Consider the following 21,578-nt stretch of genomic DNA (forward strand, 5'->3'; position numbering starts at 1 on the left):
CTACGCTCCCGCACCCGCTCCGGCCCGGGAGGGGCCGCCGGAGGACGTCCCGGAGCCACCCGCACCCGTACGGGCACCCGGGGCGCCGGAGGCCGCGGGAGCGCCGGAGGTCCCGGCGAGCATGTCCGCCCACATCGCCGGGAAGTCCGGCAGGGTCTTCGCGGTCGTCGCCACGTTCTCGATGAGCACGCCGTCCACCGCCAGGCCGATCACCGCGCCCGCGGTGGCCATCCGGTGGTCGTCGTACGTGTGGAAGGTGCCGCCGCGCAGCGGGCGCGGCCGGATGTGCAGCCCGTCCGCGGTCTCGGTGACGTCGCCGCCGAGCGCGTTGATCTCCTTGGTCAGCGCGGCCAGCCGGTCGGTCTCGTGCAGCCGCAGGTGCTGGACCCCGCGCAGGACGGACTCCGAGTCGGCCAGGGCCGCCACCGCGGCGATGCCCGGGGTGAGCTCGCCGACCTCGCCGAGGTCCACGTCGATGCCGTGGATCTTGCCGGTGCCCGAGAAGACCAGGCCGTCGTCGGTCAGCTCGCAGGAGCCGCCCATCTCCGTGAAGATCCGGCGCAGCGCGTCACCGGGCTGCGTGGTGCGGCGCGGCCAGTCCGGGATGGTGACCGTGCCGCCGGTGATCAGGGCGGCCGCCATGAAGGGCTGGGCGTTGGAGAGGTCCGGTTCCACGACCATGTCGCGGCCCAGCAGGGCGCCGGGGGAGACCCGCCACACGTTCTTCTCGCCGCCGGCTTCGGGGGTGTCGACCTGGGCGCCCGCCGCGCGCAGCATCTCCACGGTCATCCGGATGTGCGGCATGGACGGCAGGTTGGTGCCCACGTGCCGTACCTCGACGCCCTGGTTGAAGCGCGGGGCGGAGAGCAGCAGCGCGGAGACGAACTGGGAGGAGTTGGTCGCGTCGATCTCGACGACCCCGCCCTCCAGCGCCCCGCCGCCCTGGACGGTCAGCGGCAGCGCGCCCCGGCCGTCGTCGTCGACGCGGGCGCCGAGCGTGCGCAGCGCGGTGATGACCTGGCCCAGCGGACGCTCGTAGGAGCGGGGGTCGCCGTCGAAGCGGATGTCGCCCGCGGCGAGGGTGGCGACGGGCGGCAGGAAGCGCATGACCGTGCCCGCGTTGCCGACGTCGACCGTGGCCGGGCCGTGCAGCGCCGCCGGGATGACCCGCCAGGCCTCGCCGCCGGCACCGTCGCCGGCGGAGCTGGAGGAGACGGTCTCCTCGATGCCCACGCCCATCGCGCGCAGCGCGTCGGCCATCAGCTGGGAGTCGCGCGAGCGCAGCGGACGGCGCACCCAGCCGGGCTCGGCGGCGAGGGAGGCCAGGACCAGGGCCCGGTTGGTGACCGATTTGGACCCGGGCACCGTGACGGTGGCGTTTACGGCCGCTTCGGCGAGCGGAGCGGGCCAGAGGGCGGGGAGCGCGGGGGAATCGGTCATGGCCCCCACTTTAGTGGCTCCGCCCGCTGCCGGATCTTGATCGCGACGCAGTCTCAGAGGCCGAGCAGCCAGCGGCCGCCGCCGACGAGGGAGCAGAGCGCGACGACGTGGAAGAGGACCAGCCACACCACCGGGTGGACGTGCGTGAGCCGCCCCAGCTGGTCGGCGTCGGAATCGGGTGCGCCACCGCCCCGGCGCTTGGCCTGGAGCTCGAAGACCGGCCGCACCCCGCCGAGCAGCAGGAACCACACCACCGCGTACGCGAAGACGGCCTGGACCTCGGCGGGTGCCAGCCAGGACACCAGCAGGAAGGTTCCGCCGGTCAGGATCACCGTCAGGGCCCCGTACGCGTTGCGGATCATCACCAGCATCACCACCAGCAGGGCGGTCGCCGCCCACAGCAGCAGCGTGATCCGGTGCGCGGACAGCAGCGCGGCCCCGCCGAGCCCGAGCAGCGAGGGGGCGGTGTACCCGGCGGCCGCCGTCAGGACCATGCCGAGGCCCGAGGGCTTGCCCCGGCTGACCGTGACACCGCTGGTGTCGGAGTGCAGGCGTATCCCGTCCAGGCGCCGCCCGGTGAGCAGCGCCAGCAGGCCGTGCCCGCCCTCGTGCGCGATGGTGACCGCGTTGCGCGAGAGGCGCCACAGCGGGCGCGGCCCCACGGCGGCCAGCGCCGCCACCCCCGTCACGATCACCAGCCACAGGTCGGGCGCCGTCTGTATCCCCGTGAGCCGGTCCCAGAGGCCGGCCGTAGAGCTGCTGTCCATGAAGTGGCGGACTCCTTGCGGTGGTGGTCGGGTGCCATGGCAGTGTGGCAGCCATGTGCGGACGGTATGCAGCGAGTCGTAGCCCCGAGGACCTCGTGGAGGCCTTCGGCGTCGAGACGTGGGAGCCGGAGGAGTCCCTGGAGCCCGACTGGAACGTGGCGCCGACCAAGGAGGTCCTCGTCGTCCTCGACCGTCCCGTGAGGGACGCTCCGGATCCGCGCCCGGTTCGCCAGCTCCGCGTCCTGAAGTGGGGGCTGGTGCCGTCCTGGGCCAAGAACCCCGACGGCGCCGCCCGGATGATCAACGCCAGGTCCGAGACCCTGCACGAGAAGCCGTCCTTCCGGCGGCCGTTCGCACAGCGCCGCTGCATCGTCCCCGCCGACGGCTACTACGAGTGGGTCACCGCCCACGACGAGCGGCAGCTGGAGGTCGAGGGCAAGAAGAAGCGGGCGCGCAAGCAGCCGTACTTCGTGCTGCCCGCCGACGGCTCGGTCTTCGCCATGGCCGGCCTGTACGAGTTCTGGCGCGACGCGACCCTGCCCGCCGACCACCCCCGGGCCTGGTGGGCGACCTGCTCGGTGATCACCGCCGAGGCCGAGACCGGCCCGCTGGGCGTGGCCCCCGCCGAGGGACCCGCCTCGCTCGCCGACATCCACCCCCGGATGCCGCTCATGCTGACCCCCGACCGGTGGGACGCCTGGCTGGACCCGGCCAGGACCGACCCGGACGGGCTGCGGGAGCTGCTGGCTCCGCCGCCGGGCGGGCTGATGCGGGCCTACCCCGTCTCCACCGCCGTGAGCAACGTCCGCAACAACGGCCCCGAACTGCTGGACGAGCTGGCCGCGCCGGAGGAGGCGACGCTCTTCTGACCGGCGCCGACCCGGCATGATCGGCGCATGACCCCGCGTACCGAAAGCGTCGACACCCCGCCGGGCGAGGCCCGCGTCACCTGGCACCCCGCCGCCTGCGCCCGCCTCGTGCTCGCCGTGGGCCACGGCGCCGGCGGCGGAATCGAGGCCCGCGACCTCCAGGCGCTGGCCGCCGCCCTGCCCGCGCGCGGGATCACGGTGGCCCTGGTCGAACAGCCCTGGCGGGTCGCCGGGAAGAAGGTGGCCGCCGCGCCCAAGGTGCTGGACGAGGGCTGGCGCGGGCTCTGGCCGTTGCTCGCACGCCCCGGCCTGCCCGTGGTCGCGGGCGGCCGCAGCGCCGGGGCCCGCGTGGCCTGCCGGACCGCCGCCGGCCTCGGCGCCGCCGGGGTGCTGGCGCTGGCGTTCCCGCTGCACCCGCCGGGCCGCCCCGAGAAGTCCCGCGCCGACGAGTTGCTCGGCGCCGGCCGGCCCGCCCTCGTGGTCCAGGGCGGCCGGGACGCCTTCGGACGCCCCGGGGAGTTCCCGGCGCCGGGGGCGCAGGACCCGTACGAGCTCGTCGAGGTGCCCGACGGCGACCACGGCTTCGCGGTGCCGAAGCGGGCGCAGACCACCCAGCAGCAGGCCCTCGACGTGATCACCGACGCGGTGGGCGGATGGCTGGAGCGGCTCGCCCCCTGACCGCGACCTGACACATTCGCGCGGCGGATCGCCGCGGCGGCGCGCCGCCCCGCCGCCCGGCGGCACGACGGGGTGCGAAACCCGCCGCCCGCCGGGGAATGCGCCGTACGGCCCTTCTGTTGTCCCGGATGTCGGTACGCACGGCAATTCGTCGGAGGAGAGGAAGCGCATGACCCAGGCCATCAGCCAGAACCGCAGGCAGGCCGCTGACCTGGACTGGACGGTACTGCCCGGGCCCAAGCGCAGCTCGCTCCGAGCGGCGGAGGGCCGGGAGGGTCGACTATTCTCCGATTCGAGCGGAACCGCTTTCGGAGCCGCCACGCTGTCGGAGGAGGTGGGTCCTGTCGCTGGGACCGACGAAGGCCACGCGGAGGAGACGACCCCGGAGCGCAACGCGCGCTTCGAGAGGGACGCCCTCGGCTACCTCGACCAGATGTACTCGGCCGCGCTGCGCATGACGCGCAACCCGGCCGACGCCGAGGACCTGGTCCAGGAGACGTACGCGAAGGCGTACGCGTCGTTCCACCAGTTCCGGGAGGGCACCAACCTGAAGGCGTGGCTCTACCGGATCCTGACCAACACGTTCATCAACTCCTACCGCAAGAAGCAGCGCGAGCCCCAGCGCAGCGCCGCGGAGGAGATCGAGGACTGGCAGCTGGCGCGCGCCGAGTCGCACATGTCGACCGGACTGCGCTCCGCCGAGTCGCAGGCGCTCGACCACCTGCCCGATTCGGATGTGAAGGAAGCACTCCAGGCCATTCCGGAGGAGTTCCGCATCGCGGTCTATCTCGCCGACGTAGAGGGCTTTGCGTACAAGGAGATCGCGGACATCATGGGTACACCCATCGGTACGGTCATGTCGCGACTGCACCGTGGCCGCCGTCAACTCCGCGGAATGCTGGAGGACTACGCCCGTGAGCGCGGGCTGGTACCCGCCGGCGGGGGAGAGTCGAACGACAGGAAAGGCTCGGGCTCATGAGTTGCGGAGAGCCGCACGAGACGGAGTGCGCTGAGGTCCTGGACCACCTGTACGAGTTCCTCGACCACGAGATGCCCGACAGTGACTGCACGAAGTTCGAGACCCACTTCGGCGAGTGCAACCCCTGCCTGGAGAAGTACGGCCTGGAGCAGGCCGTCAAGAAGCTGGTCAAGCGCTGCTGCGGGTCCGACGACGTGCCGAGCGACCTGCGCTCGAAGGTCATGGGCCGGATCGAGCTGATCCGGTCGGGCCAGGCGGTGCCGGACCACGACGTCACCGCAGACAACCCGGCCAGCGGCTGACCCGGTCGGTCCCGGGCGCTCGGCCCCGTTTCAACCACCGCCCCCGGAAGGGAACTTCGTTCACCCGAAGGTGCTAATCCGGGGGCGTCCGCTTGGCGCAATGCGGAAATGAGACCCACCGGCATCGGGGCCCCACTTATTCTCCCCCTTCGGTACTGGTTTGATTCGGTACCCGGCTCGGACGCCACACGGGAGGAGAGCGCCATGCGGGCACTTCCGCCGGCGGCGCGCGGATACATCCTCTGCGGCGTCCTCGCGGCGCTCGCCTGCGTCACCCCCGCATTCACCGGTGCCGGTACCCCGTGGGCGGCGGTGGTCCTGCTGTCGGTGCTCTACCTCGGCTGCGAACTCGTCAAGTTCTGCCCGCTGCTGGGCGCCCGGGTCCCCGAGGGCATCGGCTCCTTCTTCCCCGTCCTGCTCGCCGCCGTTTTCCTGCTGCCGCCCGCGGCCGCCGCGCTCGTCGCCCTGCCCGGCGGGCTCGCCGGGACCGTGGCCGAGCCGCCCGTCCGGGTGCGCCGGGTCTGGCACTGCGCGCAGCAGGCGATGGCGGCCTGGGCCGCCGGGCAGGCGTTCGGGCTGCTGGGCGGCCCGGCCGCGCTCGGCTCGCGGGGCGGGCCGGCGGGGTCCGCCGTGTCCTTTGGGTCCGCCGTCTCCTCCGGGGCTTCCGGAGCGGGCGTGTGGCTCGCGGACTTCCCGTACGTCCTGGTCCCCGCGGCGGCCGCCGCCGTCGTCTTCTGCCTCGTGCTCACCGTCCTCGACGGCGGCGTCCTGGTCACCGCCGAGCGCCGGCCCGCCGCCACGGTCTGGCGCGGGCCGCTGACCCGGTCCCTCCCCCCGCACTGCGTGCACGGCCTGGCCGGGCTGATGATGGCCGTCCTGTGGCGCAGCCCCTACGGGCTGACGGCCGCGCTCCTGGTCCTGCTGCCGATGTACATCTCCTGCTGGGTCTTCGCCCAGTACCACCGCGAGCACGCCGCCCACCGGGCCACCATCCGCGCCCTCGTCCAGGCCGTCGACATCAAGGACCGCTACACGCGCGGCCACAGCGAGCGGGTCGGCCAGGCCTCCGCGATGATCGCGCGCGAGCTGGGGATGGCCGAGGACCGCCTCGAAGTCGTCCGCATCGCCGGGATCCTGCACGACGTCGGCAAGCTCGGCGTCCCCACCCGGCTGCTGCGCAAGGACGGGCCGCTCACCCCCGAGGAGCGCCGGATCATCGAACTGCACCCCGAGTACGGGCACGAGATGGTGCGCGGCATCGGCTTCCTGGGCGAGGCGCGGTCCGCGATCCTGCACCACCACGAGCGGATCGACGGCTCCGGCTACCCGTACGGGCTGACCGGTGACCAGATCCCGGTACTGGCCCGGGTCGTGGCGGTGGCCGACGCCTTCGACGCGATGACCTCCAGCCGTTCCTACAGCCGGGCCCGCCCGGTACCGGCCGCCCTGACCGAACTGGAGCGTTGCGCGGGGGCGCAGTTCGACCCGGTCATGGTGCTGGCCCTGGCCGGGGCCATCGGACGGCACGGCTGGCATCCCGTGGTCACCTCCGACGAGGACCTCCAGGTGATCGCCGCCGCCCCGGGGCCGGGCAGCGGCGCTCCGGGCGGAGTCCCCGCCGCCGCCGGGCCGGGGCTCTCGGGGCTCCCGGCGCAGGGCCGGGACGCCGCTCCGGGCCGGCCGGGCGACGGGGGGCGGGCCGCGTTCCAGGGCGCGGGCCGGCCGGCCGCGGGCCCTGCGGCGCCGCACGGCGGCTCCGGAGCAGGAACCTTCCGGCCGCCCGACGAGCGGCGCGGTCCGGGAGCGGGAGCGTGAAGGGGACCGCCGCCCGGAGCGCCGGACGGGGTTCCGGGCGGGGTGGCGCGCGGCGGGTCCGGACCGGCGGTGCGTCGCGCGTCCGGGACGGCGCCGCGTCGTGCCTGCGCGGGGCTGCCGCGTGGAGCGTCCGCGGGGCCGCCGCGCTGGTCACCGTCGCGGCCCTCGGCCACACCCTGTGGACCGGGGTCCTGGAGCCGGGCGCGGCCCTGGCCTTCGGCACCCTGGTCGCGGTCGGCGAGCTCGCCCGCCGCGACCGCCGCACCGACGGCCGCCCCGAGTGGACCGGGTCCGCCGCGGCCGAGGACCGCCGGCCCGCGCCGCTCGGCTCCGCCGGGGCCCTCGCGTACGCCCTGCTCGGCCAGAACGCCGGGCAGCCCTCCCACCACGGGGTCCTCCAGACCGTCGCGGTCGTGGTCGCCGCCGCCCTCGTCGGAGTGGTTCCGCACATCGCCCGGGGCAGCGGCCCCGCTCTCGACCACGTCGCCCGGCGAGTGCTGACCGTCGCGTTCGCCGCCGCCTGTTTCCAGCCGCTCTACAACTCCGGCCGGCTGGAGCAGTGGCTCGGGCAGAGTCCGTACCTGGTCCTCTTCCTCCTCTTCCTGCTCTTCCTCACCGCCCTGTGCGACGCCGTGCTCGCCGCGGCCCTGGCCGGGGCCCGGACCGGATGGCCGTACGGGCCGCTGCTGCGCGACGAGCTGCGCGCCCAGCTGGGCATCGGCTCGGCGATCTGCGCCACCGGGGTCGTGATGGCCCTGGGCGTGGCCGTCGCCGGGCTGTGGGCCCTGCCCGTCTTCAGCGTGCCCCTGCTGCTGACCCAGATGTCCTTCCACCGGATCGCCGCCATCCGCACCACCTACCGGCAGACCATCACCTCCCTGGCCCGGGCCACCGAGATCGCCGGATACACCCGGCCGGGCCACTCCCGCCGGGTCGCCGCCCTGAGCTGCGCCGTGGGCCGGGAGCTCGGCCTGTCGGAGCGGGAGCTCACGGTGCTGGAGTACGCCGCGCTGATGCACGACATCGGCCAGCTGTCCCTGGTCGACCCGGTCCCGGAGGGGGCGACCGCCGAGCTGCCCCCCGCCGAGGCCCGCCGTATCGCCGGGCTGGGCGGGGAGGTGGCCCGCCAGACCGGGGTGCCGGCCGAGGTCGCGGTGGTCGTGGAGCTGCAGGCCGACCCGTACCGGGAGCAGCCCGTGGCCGCCCGGATCGTGCGCGCGGTGAACGCGTACGACGACCTGGTCGCGGGCAGTCGTCACCCGGGCGGCTCACTGGCCGCCCTGGAGCAGCTGCGGCTGGGCACCGGGCGGGACTACGCGCCGGAGGTCGTGGAGTCCCTGGCGAGGGTTCTGGCCAGGGAGGGGCGTGACAGAGTTGTTCCCGTCCCGCCTGGGTAACCCATGGGTAATGAGCGGCCGTCCGAGCGGGCATGGTTGGATGCCAGTAAGAGTGACCGTGACAGTGTCCGCAAGGCTGCACCGTTGGACCGGCAGGCGGGAATCGTGAGGATCTTCGGGAAGGTACGGCATCGGCCCTCCGCCTCGTGGCGGCAGGCCACCGACCGCGCGTTCACGCTGATCGGAGACGGTCGGTACGAGGACGCGGGAGCGCTGCTGACCAGAGCGGCGGACCTGGAACCGTGGCTGTCCGAGTCCTGGTTCAATCTGGCCCTGCTGCACAAGTTCCGCCACGACTGGGAGCAGGCGCGGGCCGCAGGGCTGCGCGCCGTGGCCCTGCTGGACCGGGAGGCCGGCGCCCCGGACTGGTGGAACGTCGGGATCGCGGCCACCGCGCTGCAGGACTGGCCGCTGGCCCGCAGGGCCTGGCAGGCGTACGGGCTGAAGGTGCCCGGCGACTCCCACGGCTCGGGAGCGGGCGGGAAGTCCGGGGGCGAGCCGGTCGGCATGGAGCTGGGCAGCGCCGCCGTGCGGCTGTCGCCCGAGGGCGAGGCCGAGGTGGTCTGGGGCCGCCGGCTGGACCCGGCCCGGCTGGAGGTCCTGTCGATCCCGCTGCCGTCGTCCGGGCGGCGCTGGGGCGAGGTCGTGCTCCACGACGGGGTGCCGCACGGGGAGCGGGTGACCGCGGCCGGTCCCTCGTACCCGGTCTTCGACGAGATCGAGCTGTGGGCGCCGTCGCCGGTGCCGACCTGGGTGGTGTTGCTGGAGGCGGCGACCGAGTCCGACCGCGACGCGCTGGAGCAGCTGGCCTCGGACGCGGGCTTCGCCGCCGAGGACTGGTCCTCGTCGGTGCGGCTGCTGTGCCGCACCTGCTCGGAGAGCGAGATGCCGAGCGACGAGGGCGACGGGGAGCACCTGGACCCGCACGACCACAGCGAGCCGGGGCACCCCGGGCCGCTGGGGCACCGTACGGCCGGTTCCGGTTCGCTGTGGGTGCCGGAGCGGGAGTGCGGGATCGCGGCGCCGGCCGGGCTGGTGCGCGGGCTGCTCGACGGCTGGGTCGCCGACAGTCCGGACAGCCGCGAGTGGCGGGATCTCGAAGAAGTCTGCTGAGCCGGGGCCGTAGGCTGTACGGGCACATCGGTGGCCATTGGCGACCACCGGTGCCAGGACTTACGGAAGGCGTACGGCGGACATGGCGCAGCAGGAGAACGAGGTCGTCGAGAACCTGAACGACGGGTACGTCGTGGACACCGAGGGCTGTGCGGAGCGCGAGCTCGCCCACCGCGAGCGTGGCACCGCCCGTCCGATCACGGTGGTCGGCAACCCGGTCCTGCACCGGGAGTGCAAGGACGTCACCGAGTTCGGCGACGAGCTGGCGCAGCTGATCGACGACATGTTCGCCAGCCAGAAGGCCGCCGAGGGCGTGGGCCTGGCCGCGAACCAGATCGGCGTGGACGCGAAGGTCTTCGTCTACGACTGCCCGGACGACGACGGCAACCGGCACACCGGTGTCGTGGTCAACCCCAAGCTCGTCGAGCTGCCGGCGGGTGCGCGCGTGCTGGACGACTCCAACGAGGGCTGCCTGTCGGTCCCGACGGCGTACGCCTCGCTGGCCCGCCCGGACTACGCCGAGGTCACCGGCCAGGACGCCGAGGGCAACCCGATCAAGGTGCGCGGCACCGGCTACTTCGCGCGCTGCCTGCAGCACGAGACCGACCACCTGTACGGCTACCTGTACATCGACCGGCTCTCCAAGCGCGACCGCAAGGACGCCCTGCGGCAGATGGAAGAGGGCACCCCGCGCTACGAGACCGTCCCGAACGCGTAGCCGGGACGGCGCCGGCCACCGCGCACGTCGACAGGGCCCCGCTCCGGAAGAGGAGCGGGGCCCTGTCGTGTGCGGCGTGTGCGGCGCGTGCGGCGTGTGCGCCGACGAGACGGCCGGGGAGGCGGGTTACTTCCGTGCCGAGCCCCAGCCGCTGTCGGCGGGAGCCGAACCCCAGCCGCTGTCCGCGGGCTTCGACCCCCAGCCGCTGTCGGCGGGCGCGGCGCCCCAGCCGCTGTCCGCGGACGCGGTGGCGGCCGCACCACCGAGGAGCAGCGCGGCGAACGCGGCGGCGGTGAGAATGCGAGCGGTACGGGACGTACGGGACATGCAGGCCCCCTGGGCTTGGTGAGAGGTGCGGGGCCCGGGCGCTGTGCGGGCGGTCGGGCCGGGCATGCTCACCGTACGTCATCGAACGGCTACGCATGGGGCCGGTTCGGGTCAAGTGTGCCCACGGTTTCGGCCAGTCGCATATCGGTCACGCGACCGGGTCCCGGGGGTGCGCGCGCCCGGTCAGGCCACCGCCCGGGGCCCCCGGAAGGTCCGGCGGAAGGAGTTCGGGGTCGTGCCCAGGGCACGCAGGAAGTGGTGGCGCAGCGAGGCCGCGTTGCCGAAGCCGCAGCGCCCGGCGATCGCGTCGACCGTCTCGTCGGTGGACTCCAGCAGCTCCTGCGCGAGCAGCACCCGCTGGCGCAGCACCCACTGGTACGGAGTGCTGCCGGTCTCCTGCAGGAAGCGGCGGGCGAAGGTGCGCGGCGACAGGTGGGCGCGCTCCGCGAGCTGCTCGACGGTGATCTCGTCCGCCAGGTGGCGCGCCATCCACGCGATCACCTCGCCGACCGTGTCGCAGGAGGTGCGGGGGAGCGGCCGCTGGATGTACTGGGCCTGGCCGCCGTCCCGGTGCGGGGGGACGACCATCCGGCGCGCGATGGTGTTGGCCACCTCGGCGCCCTGCTCCTGCCGTACGACGTGCAGGCACGCGTCGATCCCGGAGGCGGTGCCCGCCGAGGTGATCACCGGGCCCTCGTCCACGTACAGCACGTCGGGGTCGACCCGCGCCCGCGGGAAGCGCCGGGCCAGGGCCGGGGCGTGCAGCCAGTGCGTGGTGCAGCGCCGGTCGTCGAGCAGGCCGGCCGCGCCGAGCGTGAAGGCGCCGCTGCACACGCTCAGCACGCGCGCGCCGCGGTCCACGGCCCGGTGCAGGGCCTCCAGCAGTGGGCGGGGGTAGTCGCGGGTGGGTGCCTCCCGGTCCGCGGGCAGGCAGATCAGGTCCGCCTCCTCCAGCCGGTCGGGCCCGTGGGGGAGGGTGAGGCTGTAGTGGCCGTCGCCGACGGAGAGGGGGTTGTCCTCCATCGCGCAGACTGCGAAATCGTACGTCGGCAGGCCCATCGCACTGCGGTCGATCCCGAAGACCTCGCAGAAGATGCCCATTTCGAAGGGGGCGACCCCGTTGACCACGGCCACGGCCACGTTGTTCAGCATGACTCCAGTGTGGCAGTAATTCGCACTTCCATGACAGTCCTGCCACTGTCCGATGTGCGCCGCACTCGCGAGAGTGGGGTCATGAACACGTTCCTGGACTACCTCACCGTCCTCGCCGTCGCGGCGCTCCTCGTCGCCCCGGCCCTCTACGGAGCCCTCGGCGACCACCGCACCGACCGGCAGCTGCGCACCGCCGCCGGGCAGCGCCGGCAGCGTCCGCGGACCATCCGGGCCGGGCTCGGGCGTACGCGCACGGAGCCCCGTCCGGCGGCGGTGCGCCTGGCCGTACGGCACGCCCCGGGCCGCTGAACCGCACCCGGCGCCGTGCCCGCGGCAGTGCGTCCCCCCACCACGGCAGTGCGTCCCCGCCCCCGGACTTCCCGGGAGCGGGGACGCACTCGTGCCGGCCGGGCCGGCGACGCGGACTAGAAGTCCTCGTCCAGGTCGACCGTGCCCTCGACCGCGACCTGGTAGGCCGACGGGCGGCGCTCGAAGAAGTTCGTCAGCTCCTGCACGCCCTGGAGCTCCATGAAGGAGAACGGGTTCTGCGAGCCGTACACCGGCGGGAAGCCGAGACGGACCAGGCGCTGGTCCGCGACGCACTCCAGGTACTCGCGCATCGACTCGGTGTTCATGCCCGGCAGGCCGTCGCCGCACAGGTCGCGGCCGAACTGGAGCTCCGCCTCGACGGCTTCCCGCAGCATGTCGGTGACCTGCTGCTGAAGAGCGTCGTCGAAGAGCTCCGGCTCCTCCTTGCGGACCGTGTCCACGACCTCGAAGGCGAAGTTCATGTGCATGGTCTCGTCGCGGAAAACCCAGTTCGTGCCGGTGGCCAGGCCGTGCAGCAGGCCGCGCGAGCGGAACCAGTACACGTACGCGAAGGCGCCGTAGAAGAACAGGCCCTCGATGCACGCGGCGAAGCAGATCAGGTTCAGCAGGAAGCGGCGCCGGTCGGCGGCCGTCTCCAGCCGGTCGATCTTCTCGACCGAGTCCATCCACTTGAAGCAGAACTGCGCCTTCTCGCGGATCGAGGGGATCTCCTCGACCGCGTCGAACGCGGCCGCCCGGTCGTCCGGGTTGGGCAGGTAGGTGTCGAGCAGCGTCAGGTAGAACTGGACGTGCACGGCCTCCTCGAACAGCTGGCGCGACAGGTAAAGGCGCGCCTCCGGGGAGTTGATGTGCTTGTACAGCGTCAGCACGAGGTTGTTCGACACGATCGAGTCGCCCGTCGCGAAGAACGCGACCAGCCGGCCGATCATGTGCTGCTCGGAGGGCGTCAGCTTCGCCAGGTCGGCGACGTCCGAGTGGAGGTCGACCTCCTCCACCGTCCACGTGTTCTTGATCGCGTCGCGGTAGCGCTCGTAGAAGTCGGGGTAGCGCATCGGGCGGAGCGTCAGCTCGAAGCCCGGGTCCAGCAGGTTTTTGGTGTTCTCGGAGCTCATCACTGGCAGGCCTCGCAGGACTCGGGGTTCTCAAGGGAGCAGGCCAGCGCGTCGGCGTCGACGGCCTGCGGAAGCGGAGCGGCGGATGCCGGGACGGCGGAACCGGACGCCGCGCGGGCGATCTTCGTCGCCGGGCGCGAGCGCAGGTAGTACGTCGTCTTCAGGCCCTGCTTCCAGGCGTACGCGTACATCGAGCTGAGCTTGCCGATGGTGGGCGTCTCCAGGAACAGGTTCAGCGACTGCGACTGGTCGAGGAACGGGGTCCGGGCCGCCGCCATGTCGATCAGGCCGCGCTGCGGGATCTCCCACGCCGTGCGGTACAGCGCGCGCACCTCGGCCGGGATCCAGCCGAAGCCCTGAACCGAGCCGCTGGCCTCGCGCAGCGCCTCGCGGGTCTGGGCGTCCCACACGCCGAGCCGCTTCAGCTCGGCCACCAGGTACGCGTTGACCTGGAGGAACTCACCGCTCAGCGTCTCGCGCTTGAACAGGTTGGAGACCTGCGGCTCGATGCACTCGTACACGCCCGCGATGGAGGCGATCGTCGCCGTCGGTGCGATCGCCAGGAGCAGCGAGTTGCGCATCCCGGTCTTCGCGATCCGGGCGCGCAGCGCGTTCCAGCGCTCCGGCCAGTTCTGCTCGACCTCGTAGTGGTCGGGGTGCAGCACGCCGCGCGCGGTGCGGGTCTGCTCCCAGGCGGGGAGCGGGCCGTTCTTCTCGGCGAGGTCGCAGGAGGCCTCGTACGCGGCGAGCATGATCCGCTCGGACAGCTTCGTGGACAGTGCCTGCGCCTCGGGGGAGTCGAAGGGCAGCTTCAGCCGGAAGAAGACGTCCTGGAGACCCATGGCGCCCAGACCCACCGGCCGCCAGCGGGCGTTGGAGCGGCCCGCCTGCTCGGTCGGGTAGAAGTTGATGTCCACCACGCGGTCCAGGAAGGTCACCGCGGTACGGACGGTCTCGTCCAGGCGCTCCCAGTCGATCTCGCCGGTCTCCGCCAGGACGAAGGCGCCCAGGTTGACCGAACCGAGGTTGCAAACGGCCGTCTCGCCGTCGTTGGTGACCTCGATGATCTCGGTGCAGAGGTTGGAGGAGTGGACGACCGTGCCCGGCTCGGCGGTCTGGTTCGCCGTGCGGTTGGAGGCGTCCTTGAAGGTCATCCAGCCCTGGCCGGTCTGCGCGAGGGTGCGCATCATCCGGCCGTACAGCTCGCGGGCGGGCATGGTCTTGCGGGCCAGGCCCGCCGCCTCGGCCTTGTGGTACGCGGCGTCGAAGTCGTCGCCCCACAGGTCCACCAGCTCGGGGACCTCGGCCGGGGAGAACAGCGACCAGTCGGCGTCGGCGTTCACGCGGCGCATGAACTCGTCCGGCACCCAGTGGGCGAGGTTCAGGTTGTGCGTACGGCGCTGGTCCTCGCCGGTGTTGTCGCGGAGCTCCAGGAACTCCTCGATGTCCGCGTGCCAGGTCTCCAGGTAGACGGCGGCGGCGCCCTTGCGGCGGCCGCCCTGGTTCACCGCGGCGACGGAGGCGTCGAGGGTCTTCAGGAACGGGACGATGCCGTTGGAATGGCCGTTGGTGCCGCGGATCAGCGAACCGCGGGCGCGGATGCGGGAGTACGACAGGCCGATGCCGCCGGCGTGCTTGGAGAGGCGCGCGACCTGGTGGTAGCGGTCGTAGATCGAGTCGAGCTCGTCCAGCGGGGAGTCCAGCAGGTAGCAGGAGGACATCTGCGGGTGCCGGGTGCCGGAGTTGAAGAGCGTGGGGGAGGACGGCAGGTAGTCGAGGCGGCTCATCAGCCGGTACAGCGAGGCCACTTCCTCGACGGCCTGGACGCCGCCGGTCTCACCGTCAGGTCCGGTCTCGGCCAGACCGCAGGCCACGCGCAGCATGAAGAACTGCGGGGTCTCCACGACCTGGCGGGTGATCGGGTGGCGCAGCAGGTAGCGGCTGTGCAGCGTGCGCAGGCCGAAGAAGCCGAAGCGGTCGTCGGCGCCCTCGGCGAGCGCGTGCTCCACCAGCGCGTCCAGGCGGGCCGCGTGGGCCGCGACGAACGCGGCGGTGCGGTCGGCGATCAGGCCCTCGCGGTGGCCCACGGCGACGGAGGCGGAGAACGAGGTGGCACCCTGGCCGGCGGCCTCCCCGGCCACGGCCAGCGTCAGCAGCCGGGCGGCGAGGCGGGAGTACGCCGGGTCCTCGGAGATGAGCCCCGCGGCGGCCTCGGTGGCCAGCCCGCGCAGCTCGGCCTCGTCGGCGAGGGAGCTGCGGCCGCGCAGCGCGGCGGCGGCAACCCGGCCGGGGTCGGTGTCGGGCAGGTCGGCCGTCAGTTCGGTGAGGGTACGCAGGAGTGCGGCCCCGGGACCTTCGCCAGATCCATGAAGAGCCGTGGACGGAACGGACTCGGCGCGCGGTGCGGAAGGCGCGATGGTCACGGGGGTTGCTCTCCCTCGCTCGGCCCGGTCATCGGCGGGGCGGGGTGCGAGGGGCGCATGCGGGACAGCGCACGGGCCGGCCCGGGCAGGGCAGGCAGCTCGTGCACCGCATGGCGTCCACCGGCCCAACCGCGAGGCCCGGACGTGTCGGCGCCCGGTTCGGTCGAGCCGGGCGCGCTGTCGGCAGGTCCTCGGACTTGCAGGTACACCAATCGGTGCACTTCATACCGTTGCGGGACAGTTCCGGATTCACACCGGATTCCCCTGCGGCGACAGCAGCCCTGAGCATACATGTGGGGGCGCCCCTCTGCGGAAGGCCCCACATGTTGTGTCGGCGTGGCTACAGCTTCAGCCGGTACGTCAGCAGGGTGAGGCCCTCGACCGGCGCCCAGTCCCGCTCCGGAGTGCGTTCGAAACCGAGCCGGGAGTAGATCCGGTGGGCCCCGGCCATGCTCCGCTGGGTGGAGAGGACCATCGCGGAAACCCCCTCGATCGCCCGCGCCCGGTCCAGGCAGGCCCGCACCAGCGCCTCGCCGGCGCCCTGCCCGCGGCCCTCCCGGGCCACGGCGAGCATCCGGAACTCGGCCTCGTCCGGGGCGGCGATGTCGGCGAGCGTGCTCCCGGGCTCGGCGAAGGTCACTCCGCCGAGGATCCGCCCGTCGCGCTCGGCGACGAGCACCTCGGCCAGGGCGGCCCGGCCGGCCACGTCGCGCAGGACGCTCAGGTAGTCGTCGTTCTCGTTCTCGTCCAGATGCCCGTCGGCTAGGTAGGCCTGCGCCGTGATCTCGCCCAGCTCCGCGTATTCGGCGGGCAGCGCCGCCCTGATCACCATGTCCATGCGGTCGAGTGTGCAGGACGGGTACGGGGCGGTGGGGTACCGGGCGGGCGGGGCGGGCAGGGCGGCCCCCGTCGCGGCGCCGGAAGCCGAAGGCCCCGCCGCGGAGAGCGGCGGGGCCTTCGGGGCGGGCGGGGTCAGCAGCAGCGGAAGCCGTCGCGGGGGTCCGCCTCCCGGGCGTCGGTGCGGGCCCGTTCGAAGGCCCGGCGGGTCGGGACCGCGGCGTCCGGGTCGTGGGAGCGGGCGTGCGCGACGTACCGGTCGTACGCGGCCTCGCCGGAGAACTCCCGTACGAAGTACCGGGCCCGGGCCAGCCCCCGGCGCAGCCGCTCCACGCCGCTCAGGCCCGTACCGTCGCGGCCGGGCGCCGCCGGGCTCACGCGACCGGCTCCTTCGCCCGGCCGCCGCTGGGGTCCAGGCCCGCGGCCGCGAGCTCGGCGCGCTCCTCGGCGGTCGGGATCAGCCCGGCCGGGGCGACGATCTTCGACTCGGTCCACGGGACCTCGGAGAGCTTCACGGACGCCGGGTCGGCGATCGCCTTGAAGCAGGTCCGGGCCGCGTCCACCAGCACGATGACGATCAGGAGCGCGAACAGCACGCACAGCACGCCGTCCACCGTGGCGTTGGTGACCACGGTCTCCATCTCGCCCATGGTCTTCGCGGGCGGCAGGACCTTGTCGGCGTCGATGCCGGCCTGGTACTTGTCGCGCTGGGCGAAGAAGCCGACCTTCACGTCCTCCGAGAAGATCTTCTGATAGCTGGCGGTGAGCGTGACGGCCACGTCCCACACCAGCGGCACGCCCGTCACCCAGGCCCACCTGAGCCGCCCGGACTTGACCAGGAGGGTGGTGCAGACGGCCAGGGCGACCGCCGCGAGCAGCTGGTTCGCGATGCCGAACAGCGGGAAGAGCTGGTTGATGCCGCCCAGCGGGTCCTTGACGCCGACCCAGAGGAAGTAGCCCCAGCCGCCGACGACGACGGCGCTCGCGAACCAGACGCCGGGCTTCCAGCTGACGTCCTTGAAGGACTTGTGCACGTTGCCGAGCGTGTCCTGGAGCATGAACCGGCCGACGCGGGTGCCCGCGTCGACGGTCGTCAGGATGAACAGGGCCTCGAACATGATGGCGAAGTGGTACCAGAAGGCCTTCATGCCGGCGCCGCCGATGACGGCCGAGAAGATCTCCGACATCCCGAGTGCGAAGGTCGGCGCTCCACCGGTACGGGAGAGCAGGCTGGTCTCCTCGACGTCCTTCGCGGCCTGCGCGAGGGCTTCCGGGCTGATGGCGAAGCCGAAGTTCGTCACCGCCTGCGAGGCGGTCTCCACGGTGGTGCCGATGACGCCGGGGGGCGAGTTCACGGCGAAGAAGAGGCCGGGCTCGATGATGCAGGCCGCGATCATCGCCATGATGGCGACGAAGGACTCGGTCAGCATTGCGCCGTAGCCGATGACCCGGACCTGGGTCTCCTTCTGGATCATCTTCGGGGTGGTGCCCGAGGCGACCAGCGAGTGGAAACCGGACAGGGCCCCGCACGCGATGGTGATGAAGACGAACGGGAACATCGAGCCGGCGAAGACCGGGCCGTCTCCGCGGGCGGCGAACTCGGTGACCGCGGGCATCTTCAGGGTGGGCATCGCGATGACCACGCCCAGCGCGAGCAGCGCGATCGTGCCGACCTTCATGAAGGTGGAGAGGTAGTCGCGGGGCGCGAGCAGCATCCACACCGGCAGGACCGACGCGACGAAGCCGTACGCGACCATCCAGACGACGAGCGTCTCCTTCTCCAGGGTGAAGGTCCCGGCGAGGGAGGACTCGGCGACCCAGCCGCCCGCGACGATCGCGAGCAGCAGCAGCGCCACCCCTATGACGGAGACCTCGGTGACCCGGCCGGGCCGCAGCACGCGGAGGTAGAAGCCCATGAAGAGGGCGATCGGGATGGTCATGCCGATGGAGAAGACGCCCCACGGCGAGTGGGCGAGGGCGTTGACGATGACCAGCGCCAGCACCGCCAGCAGGATGATCATGATGGCGAACACGGCGACCAGCGCGGCGGCCCCGCCGACGGGGCCGATCTCGTCCCGGGCCATCTGGCCCAGCGAGCGCCCGTCGCGGCGGGTGGAGAAGAAGAGCGTCACCATGTCCTGGACGGCGCCCGCGAAGATGACGCCCGCGACGATCCAGATCGTGCCGGGCAGATAGCCCATCTGGGCGGCGAGCACGGGTCCGACGAGCGGGCCGGCGCCGGCCACGGCGGCGAAGTGGTGGCCGAAGAGCACGCGGCGGTCGGTCGGGTGGAAGTCGACACCGTTGTCAAGGCGTTCGGCGGGGGTGGCCCGGGTCTTGTCCACCTTCAGTACGCGGTGCGCGATGAAGCGCGCGTAGAAGCGGTATCCGATGGCGTACGAGCCCAGCGCGGCGGCGAGGAGCCACGCGGCCGAGATCTCCTCGCCCCGGGAGAGGGCCAGCACTCCCCAGCCGAGGGCACCGACGAGTCCGACGAGCACCCACACCGCGATGGACTTGGGAGAGGGCGAGCCCTGCGTGGTGCCCGGACTCGCCGCGTCCCGTTCTGTTCCCGTTGATTCCGATTTGGGCATGGCCTTCGTCCCCTCGTCGATCATCTGCGTAAGCGGCAGGGAATCTACGGGGGATTGCCCGGTGAAGGTAAGACCCCGTCCGTATATCGGTACGTACGGATGCGTGGCCGGACGGTCGGACCGTCGGAGGGGTGGCCGGCCGGAGTGGCGGTCGGCCGGTCGATGCGGTCGATTGAGGCGGTCGATCGAGGGGGATCGGGCGGCCGGGTGCGCGGGCCGCCCGGCCGTCAGAGCGCCGGCCGCTGGAGGCGGGCCACGAACTTGTAGCGGTCGCCGCGGTAGACCGAGCGCACCCACTCCACCGGTTCGCCGTCCGCGTCCAGCGAGTGCCGGGACAGCATCAGCATCGGCAGCCCGACGTCGGTGCCGAGCAGGCCGGCTTCGCGCGGGGTGGCCAGCGAGGTCTCGATGGTCTCCTCCGCCTCGGCGAGCCGGACGTCGTACACCTCCGCGAGCGCGGTGTAGAGGGAGGTGTACTTGACCAGTGAACGGCGCAGCGCGGGGAAGCGCTTGGCCGAGAGGTGCGTGGTCTCGATGGCCATCGGCTCGCCGCTGGCCAGGCGCAGCCGCTCGATGCGCAGGACCCGTCCACCGGTGGTGATCTTGAGGAGTCCGGCGAGGGTGTCGTCGGCCGTCACGTACCCGATGTCGAGGAGCTGTGAAGTCGGTTCCAGCCCCTGGGCCCGCATGTCCTCGGTGTACGAGGAGAGTTGGAGCGGCTGGGAGACCTTCGGCTTGGCGACGAAGGTGCCCTTGCCCTGGATGCGCTCCAGGCGGCCCTCCACGACGAGCTCCTGCAACGCCTGCCGGACGGTCGTCCGGGAGGTGTCGAATTCGGCCGCGAGCGTGCGCTCCGGCGGTACCGGTGTGCCGGGCGGCAGGGTCTCGGTCATGTCGAGCAAGTGCCGCTTGAGTCGGTAGTACTTGGGTACACGTGCCGTGCGGGTCGCAGCCCCGCCCTCCGGCTCCGTGAGTGCCCCTTCGGTGGCCATCGCCGCCCGCCTTCCCGACTCCAGTTTCGCTGCCGTCACCGGCTCCTCCGATATGTGCGGTCACATCGTGACACGTGTGGGGGGACGGGCCTTCTCTCTGCCCAGGTATCGGTCCGATAACGGACCCGGCACCCGCTCATTAGACCCTTGACACCCCTAAAGGTCTAGGCCAAGCTCCAGCTACTGGTCTAAACCAATATGGATCAGATCCCGGCCCCACGGGAGTACTTGGTACGTCACCGCGGTGGGCGAGGGAAGTTGCAGGCAGCATCCCTGAGGAGGGTGGCGTGAAGCGCAAGCTCATCGCGGCGGTCAGTGTCGCGGGCATGATGGTCGGAGTCGCGGCGTGCGGCAACGGCGGCGACGACAAGGGTAAGACCGACGCGGCCGGCCCCAAGGAGATCACCGTCTGGATGATGGACGGCTCGGCGCCCAAGGCCTGGATCGACGAGGTCAACAAGGAGTTCTCGGCCAAGCACCCCGGTGTCACGGTCAAGGTCGAAGAGCAGAAGTGGACCGGCATCCAGGAGAAGATCACCACCGCTCTCTCCGAGAACAGCCCGCCCGACGTCCTGGAGCTCGGTAACACCCAGACCGCCGGCTACGCGGTCACCGGCGGACTCGCCGACCTGTCCGGCGACAAGGCCAAGCTCGGTGCCGACGCCTGGCAGAAGAGCATGCTCTCCTCGGCCGAGGTCGACGGCAAGCTCTACTCCGCCCCGTGGTACGCCGCCAACCGCGTCGTCATCTACGACAAGAAGGCCTACGCCAAGGCCGGCATCACCCCGCCCACCACCCGTGACGAGTGGGTCGCCGGTCTCGAGAAGCTGAAGGCCTCGGACCCGGCCTCGCAGCCGATCTACCTGCCCGGCCAGAGCTGGTACGTCCTCGCGGGCTTCGTCTGGGACGAGGGCGGCGACCTCGCCGTCAAGGACGGCGACAAGTGGAAGGGTCAGCTGGGCACCCCGCAGGCCGCCTCCGCGATCGAGTTCTACAAGAAGATCCAGGCGTTCTCCACCGCGCCCAAGGACAAGGACGAGGCCAGCCCGCAGCAGTCCACCGACATCGTCCCCAAGGGCGGCGTCGCCTCCTGGATCGGCCTCGGCTGGGAGGCCGGCGGTGCCGAGAAGGCGCTGAAGGACGCGGGCAAGGAAGCCGACTTCGGCTACTTCCCGATCCCGGGCAAGACCGCCGACAAGTCCGGCACCGTCTTCCTCGGCGGCTCGAACCTCGCGGTCGCAGAGCGCTCCAAGAACAAGGAGCTCGCCAAGGAGTGGCTGGCCCTCGCCGCAGGCAAGGACCAGATGACCAAGTACGCCGCCGAGACCAAGGGCGCGCTGCTCCCGAACCAGGCCGGCGCGAACTTCGCCGCCCCGGCGGGCTCCTTCGCCGAGGCCATGGCCAAGGCCGGCACCAACGGCAAGATCACCCCGGTCTCGGCCGGCTGGGCGAACGTCGAGACCGAGCCGAACCCCATCAAGGAGTTCATGACCAAGGTCCTGAAGGGTGAGGACGCCGCCAAGGCGGGCGCGGACGCGGACAAGGAAATCGCGAACCGCATCAACAAGTAGTCCCACCCGGCAGTACCCGCACGACCCAGCAGTGTGAACGCACCGGGGGGTGGGGGGGGGGGGGCGGGCGGCGGGGCCGCCCCCCCCCCCCCCCCGGGGAGCCACTAAGAACAGCGCGAGCACCACCAAAAACCACAGCACACCACCGCGCCGTCGCGCAGC

At 72.4% G+C, this 21,578-nt stretch carries 20 protein-coding genes and 1 riboswitch; of the genes, 10 read left to right on the forward strand and 10 right to left on the reverse strand.

The window, feature by feature from the left end; translation table 11 throughout:
* Together aroA and ACFWTC_RS32555 are read right to left on the reverse strand one after the other, a co-directional pair.
* Complete coding sequence (gene aroA / locus ACFWTC_RS32550) at window positions 1-1,440, reverse strand: 3-phosphoshikimate 1-carboxyvinyltransferase (RefSeq protein ID WP_384026909.1); 1,440 nt, start codon at window positions 1,438-1,440, stop codon at window positions 1-3.
* 53 nt (window positions 1,441-1,493) lie between these two features.
* Window positions 1,494-2,207, reverse strand: a complete 714-nt coding sequence (locus ACFWTC_RS32555; RefSeq protein WP_383929183.1) for a M50 family metallopeptidase — start codon at window positions 2,205-2,207, stop codon at window positions 1,494-1,496.
* 53 nt (window positions 2,208-2,260) lie between these two features.
* Between ACFWTC_RS32555 and ACFWTC_RS32560 the strand changes: the two genes are divergently transcribed.
* From ACFWTC_RS32560 to def, 8 genes are all read left to right on the forward strand, one after another.
* Complete coding sequence (locus tag ACFWTC_RS32560) at window positions 2,261-3,076, forward strand: SOS response-associated peptidase (RefSeq protein ID WP_384026906.1); 816 nt, start codon at window positions 2,261-2,263, stop codon at window positions 3,074-3,076.
* A 27-nt stretch (window positions 3,077-3,103) separates the two neighbouring features.
* Window positions 3,104-3,754, forward strand: a complete 651-nt coding sequence (locus ACFWTC_RS32565) for an alpha/beta family hydrolase (protein WP_384026903.1) — start codon at window positions 3,104-3,106, stop codon at window positions 3,752-3,754.
* Window positions 3,755-4,088: 334 nt separating this feature from the next.
* Window positions 4,089-4,733, forward strand: coding sequence for a sigma-70 family RNA polymerase sigma factor (locus ACFWTC_RS32570; RefSeq protein ID WP_267718386.1), 645 nt, complete (start codon window positions 4,089-4,091; stop codon window positions 4,731-4,733).
* Window positions 4,730-5,035, forward strand: a complete 306-nt coding sequence (gene rsrA / locus ACFWTC_RS32575) for a mycothiol system anti-sigma-R factor (protein WP_383929193.1) — start codon at window positions 4,730-4,732, stop codon at window positions 5,033-5,035. The genes ACFWTC_RS32570 and rsrA overlap by 4 nt, the downstream gene beginning before the upstream one ends.
* 204 nt (window positions 5,036-5,239) lie before the next feature.
* Window positions 5,240-6,850 (forward strand): HD-GYP domain-containing protein, encoded by a 1,611-nt coding sequence (locus tag ACFWTC_RS32580; RefSeq protein ID WP_384026900.1) that lies wholly within the window; start codon window positions 5,240-5,242, stop codon window positions 6,848-6,850.
* Window positions 6,851-6,996: 146 nt separating this feature from the next.
* Window positions 6,997-8,247 carry an HD-GYP domain-containing protein gene (locus ACFWTC_RS32585; RefSeq protein WP_384026961.1) on the forward strand — a complete coding sequence of 417 codons (1,251 nt, stop codon included), beginning with the start codon at window positions 6,997-6,999 and terminating at the stop codon, window positions 8,245-8,247.
* Between the two features lie 105 nt (window positions 8,248-8,352).
* The gene (locus ACFWTC_RS32590) at window positions 8,353-9,360 is read left to right on the forward strand and encodes a tetratricopeptide repeat protein (RefSeq protein ID WP_383929199.1); all 1,008 of its coding nucleotides are present in this window, start codon (window positions 8,353-8,355) and stop codon (window positions 9,358-9,360) included.
* Window positions 9,361-9,442: 82 nt separating this feature from the next.
* The gene (def, locus tag ACFWTC_RS32595; RefSeq protein ID WP_383929202.1) at window positions 9,443-10,078 is read left to right on the forward strand and encodes a peptide deformylase; all 636 of its coding nucleotides are present in this window, start codon (window positions 9,443-9,445) and stop codon (window positions 10,076-10,078) included.
* A 126-nt stretch (window positions 10,079-10,204) separates the two neighbouring features.
* On the opposite strand, the gene ACFWTC_RS32600 is transcribed toward def, so the two are convergent.
* Together ACFWTC_RS32600 and ACFWTC_RS32605 are read right to left on the reverse strand one after the other, a co-directional pair.
* On the reverse strand, window positions 10,205-10,405 hold the full coding sequence (locus ACFWTC_RS32600; RefSeq protein ID WP_383929205.1) for a hypothetical protein: 201 nt from the start codon (window positions 10,403-10,405) through the stop codon (window positions 10,205-10,207).
* A 183-nt stretch (window positions 10,406-10,588) separates the two neighbouring features.
* A complete protein-coding gene (locus ACFWTC_RS32605; protein WP_384026897.1) occupies window positions 10,589-11,557 on the reverse strand; it encodes a helix-turn-helix domain-containing protein in 969 nt (322 codons plus the stop codon).
* A gap of 81 nt (window positions 11,558-11,638) precedes the next feature.
* Here ACFWTC_RS32605 and ACFWTC_RS32610 point away from each other — a divergent pair, with 81 nt between their 5' ends.
* Window positions 11,639-11,866 carry a hypothetical protein gene (locus tag ACFWTC_RS32610; RefSeq protein WP_383929210.1) on the forward strand — a complete coding sequence of 76 codons (228 nt, stop codon included), beginning with the start codon at window positions 11,639-11,641 and terminating at the stop codon, window positions 11,864-11,866.
* Between the two features lie 116 nt (window positions 11,867-11,982).
* Here ACFWTC_RS32610 and ACFWTC_RS32615 read toward each other — a convergent pair whose 3' ends face one another.
* From ACFWTC_RS32615 to ACFWTC_RS32640, 6 genes are all read right to left on the reverse strand, one after another.
* On the reverse strand, window positions 11,983-12,999 hold the full coding sequence (locus tag ACFWTC_RS32615; protein WP_383929213.1) for a ribonucleotide-diphosphate reductase subunit beta: 1,017 nt from the start codon (window positions 12,997-12,999) through the stop codon (window positions 11,983-11,985).
* Window positions 12,999-15,422 carry a ribonucleoside-diphosphate reductase subunit alpha gene (locus tag ACFWTC_RS32620; RefSeq protein ID WP_383929215.1) on the reverse strand — a complete coding sequence of 808 codons (2,424 nt, stop codon included), beginning with the start codon at window positions 15,420-15,422 and terminating at the stop codon, window positions 12,999-13,001. The genes ACFWTC_RS32615 and ACFWTC_RS32620 overlap by 1 nt, the downstream gene beginning before the upstream one ends.
* Before the next feature lie 164 nt (window positions 15,423-15,586).
* Window positions 15,587-15,721, reverse strand: a riboswitch (cobalamin riboswitch).
* 41 nt (window positions 15,722-15,762) lie between these two features.
* A complete protein-coding gene (locus ACFWTC_RS32625) occupies window positions 15,763-16,260 on the reverse strand; it encodes a GNAT family N-acetyltransferase (RefSeq protein ID WP_383929218.1) in 498 nt (165 codons plus the stop codon).
* Between the two features lie 134 nt (window positions 16,261-16,394).
* Complete coding sequence (locus tag ACFWTC_RS32630) at window positions 16,395-16,592, reverse strand: YbdD/YjiX family protein (protein ID WP_383929234.1); 198 nt, start codon at window positions 16,590-16,592, stop codon at window positions 16,395-16,397.
* A 41-nt stretch (window positions 16,593-16,633) separates the two neighbouring features.
* Window positions 16,634-18,853 carry a carbon starvation CstA family protein gene (locus tag ACFWTC_RS32635; protein WP_384026894.1) on the reverse strand — a complete coding sequence of 740 codons (2,220 nt, stop codon included), beginning with the start codon at window positions 18,851-18,853 and terminating at the stop codon, window positions 16,634-16,636.
* Window positions 18,854-19,080: 227 nt separating this feature from the next.
* Entirely contained in the window at window positions 19,081-19,845 is a 765-nt protein-coding gene (locus ACFWTC_RS32640; RefSeq protein WP_351279285.1) for a GntR family transcriptional regulator, read from the reverse strand.
* Window positions 19,846-20,132: 287 nt separating this feature from the next.
* On the opposite strand from ACFWTC_RS32640, the gene ACFWTC_RS32645 reads away from it, so the two are divergent.
* Complete coding sequence (locus tag ACFWTC_RS32645) at window positions 20,133-21,416, forward strand: extracellular solute-binding protein (RefSeq protein ID WP_383929222.1); 1,284 nt, start codon at window positions 20,133-20,135, stop codon at window positions 21,414-21,416.
* The last annotated feature ends 162 nt before the right edge of the window (window positions 21,417-21,578 follow it).

Origin of the sequence: Streptomyces sp. NPDC058619, assembly GCF_042717785.1 — a bacterium.
Lineage (GTDB): Bacteria > Actinomycetota > Actinomycetes > Streptomycetales > Streptomycetaceae > Streptomyces.

Coding starts and splice junctions, on each gene's coding strand:
- aroA (WP_384026909.1), bottom strand. CDS start 1,440: ATGACCGATTCCCCCGCGCTCCCCGCCCTCTGGCCCGCTCCGCTCGCC.
- ACFWTC_RS32555 (WP_383929183.1), bottom strand. CDS start 2,207: ATGGACAGCAGCTCTACGGCCGGCCTCTGGGACCGGCTCACGGGGATA.
- ACFWTC_RS32560 (WP_384026906.1), top strand. CDS start 2,261: ATGTGCGGACGGTATGCAGCGAGTCGTAGCCCCGAGGACCTCGTGGAG.
- ACFWTC_RS32565 (WP_384026903.1), top strand. CDS start 3,104: ATGACCCCGCGTACCGAAAGCGTCGACACCCCGCCGGGCGAGGCCCGC.
- rsrA (WP_383929193.1), top strand. CDS start 4,730: ATGAGTTGCGGAGAGCCGCACGAGACGGAGTGCGCTGAGGTCCTGGAC.
- ACFWTC_RS32580 (WP_384026900.1), top strand. CDS start 5,240: ATGCGGGCACTTCCGCCGGCGGCGCGCGGATACATCCTCTGCGGCGTC.
- def (WP_383929202.1), top strand. CDS start 9,443: ATGGCGCAGCAGGAGAACGAGGTCGTCGAGAACCTGAACGACGGGTAC.
- ACFWTC_RS32600 (WP_383929205.1), bottom strand. CDS start 10,405: ATGTCCCGTACGTCCCGTACCGCTCGCATTCTCACCGCCGCCGCGTTC.
- ACFWTC_RS32605 (WP_384026897.1), bottom strand. CDS start 11,557: ATGCTGAACAACGTGGCCGTGGCCGTGGTCAACGGGGTCGCCCCCTTC.
- ACFWTC_RS32610 (WP_383929210.1), top strand. CDS start 11,639: ATGAACACGTTCCTGGACTACCTCACCGTCCTCGCCGTCGCGGCGCTC.
- ACFWTC_RS32615 (WP_383929213.1), bottom strand. CDS start 12,999: ATGAGCTCCGAGAACACCAAAAACCTGCTGGACCCGGGCTTCGAGCTG.
- ACFWTC_RS32625 (WP_383929218.1), bottom strand. CDS start 16,260: ATGGACATGGTGATCAGGGCGGCGCTGCCCGCCGAATACGCGGAGCTG.
- ACFWTC_RS32635 (WP_384026894.1), bottom strand. CDS start 18,853: ATGCCCAAATCGGAATCAACGGGAACAGAACGGGACGCGGCGAGTCCG.
- ACFWTC_RS32640 (WP_351279285.1), bottom strand. CDS start 19,845: ATGGCCACCGAAGGGGCACTCACGGAGCCGGAGGGCGGGGCTGCGACC.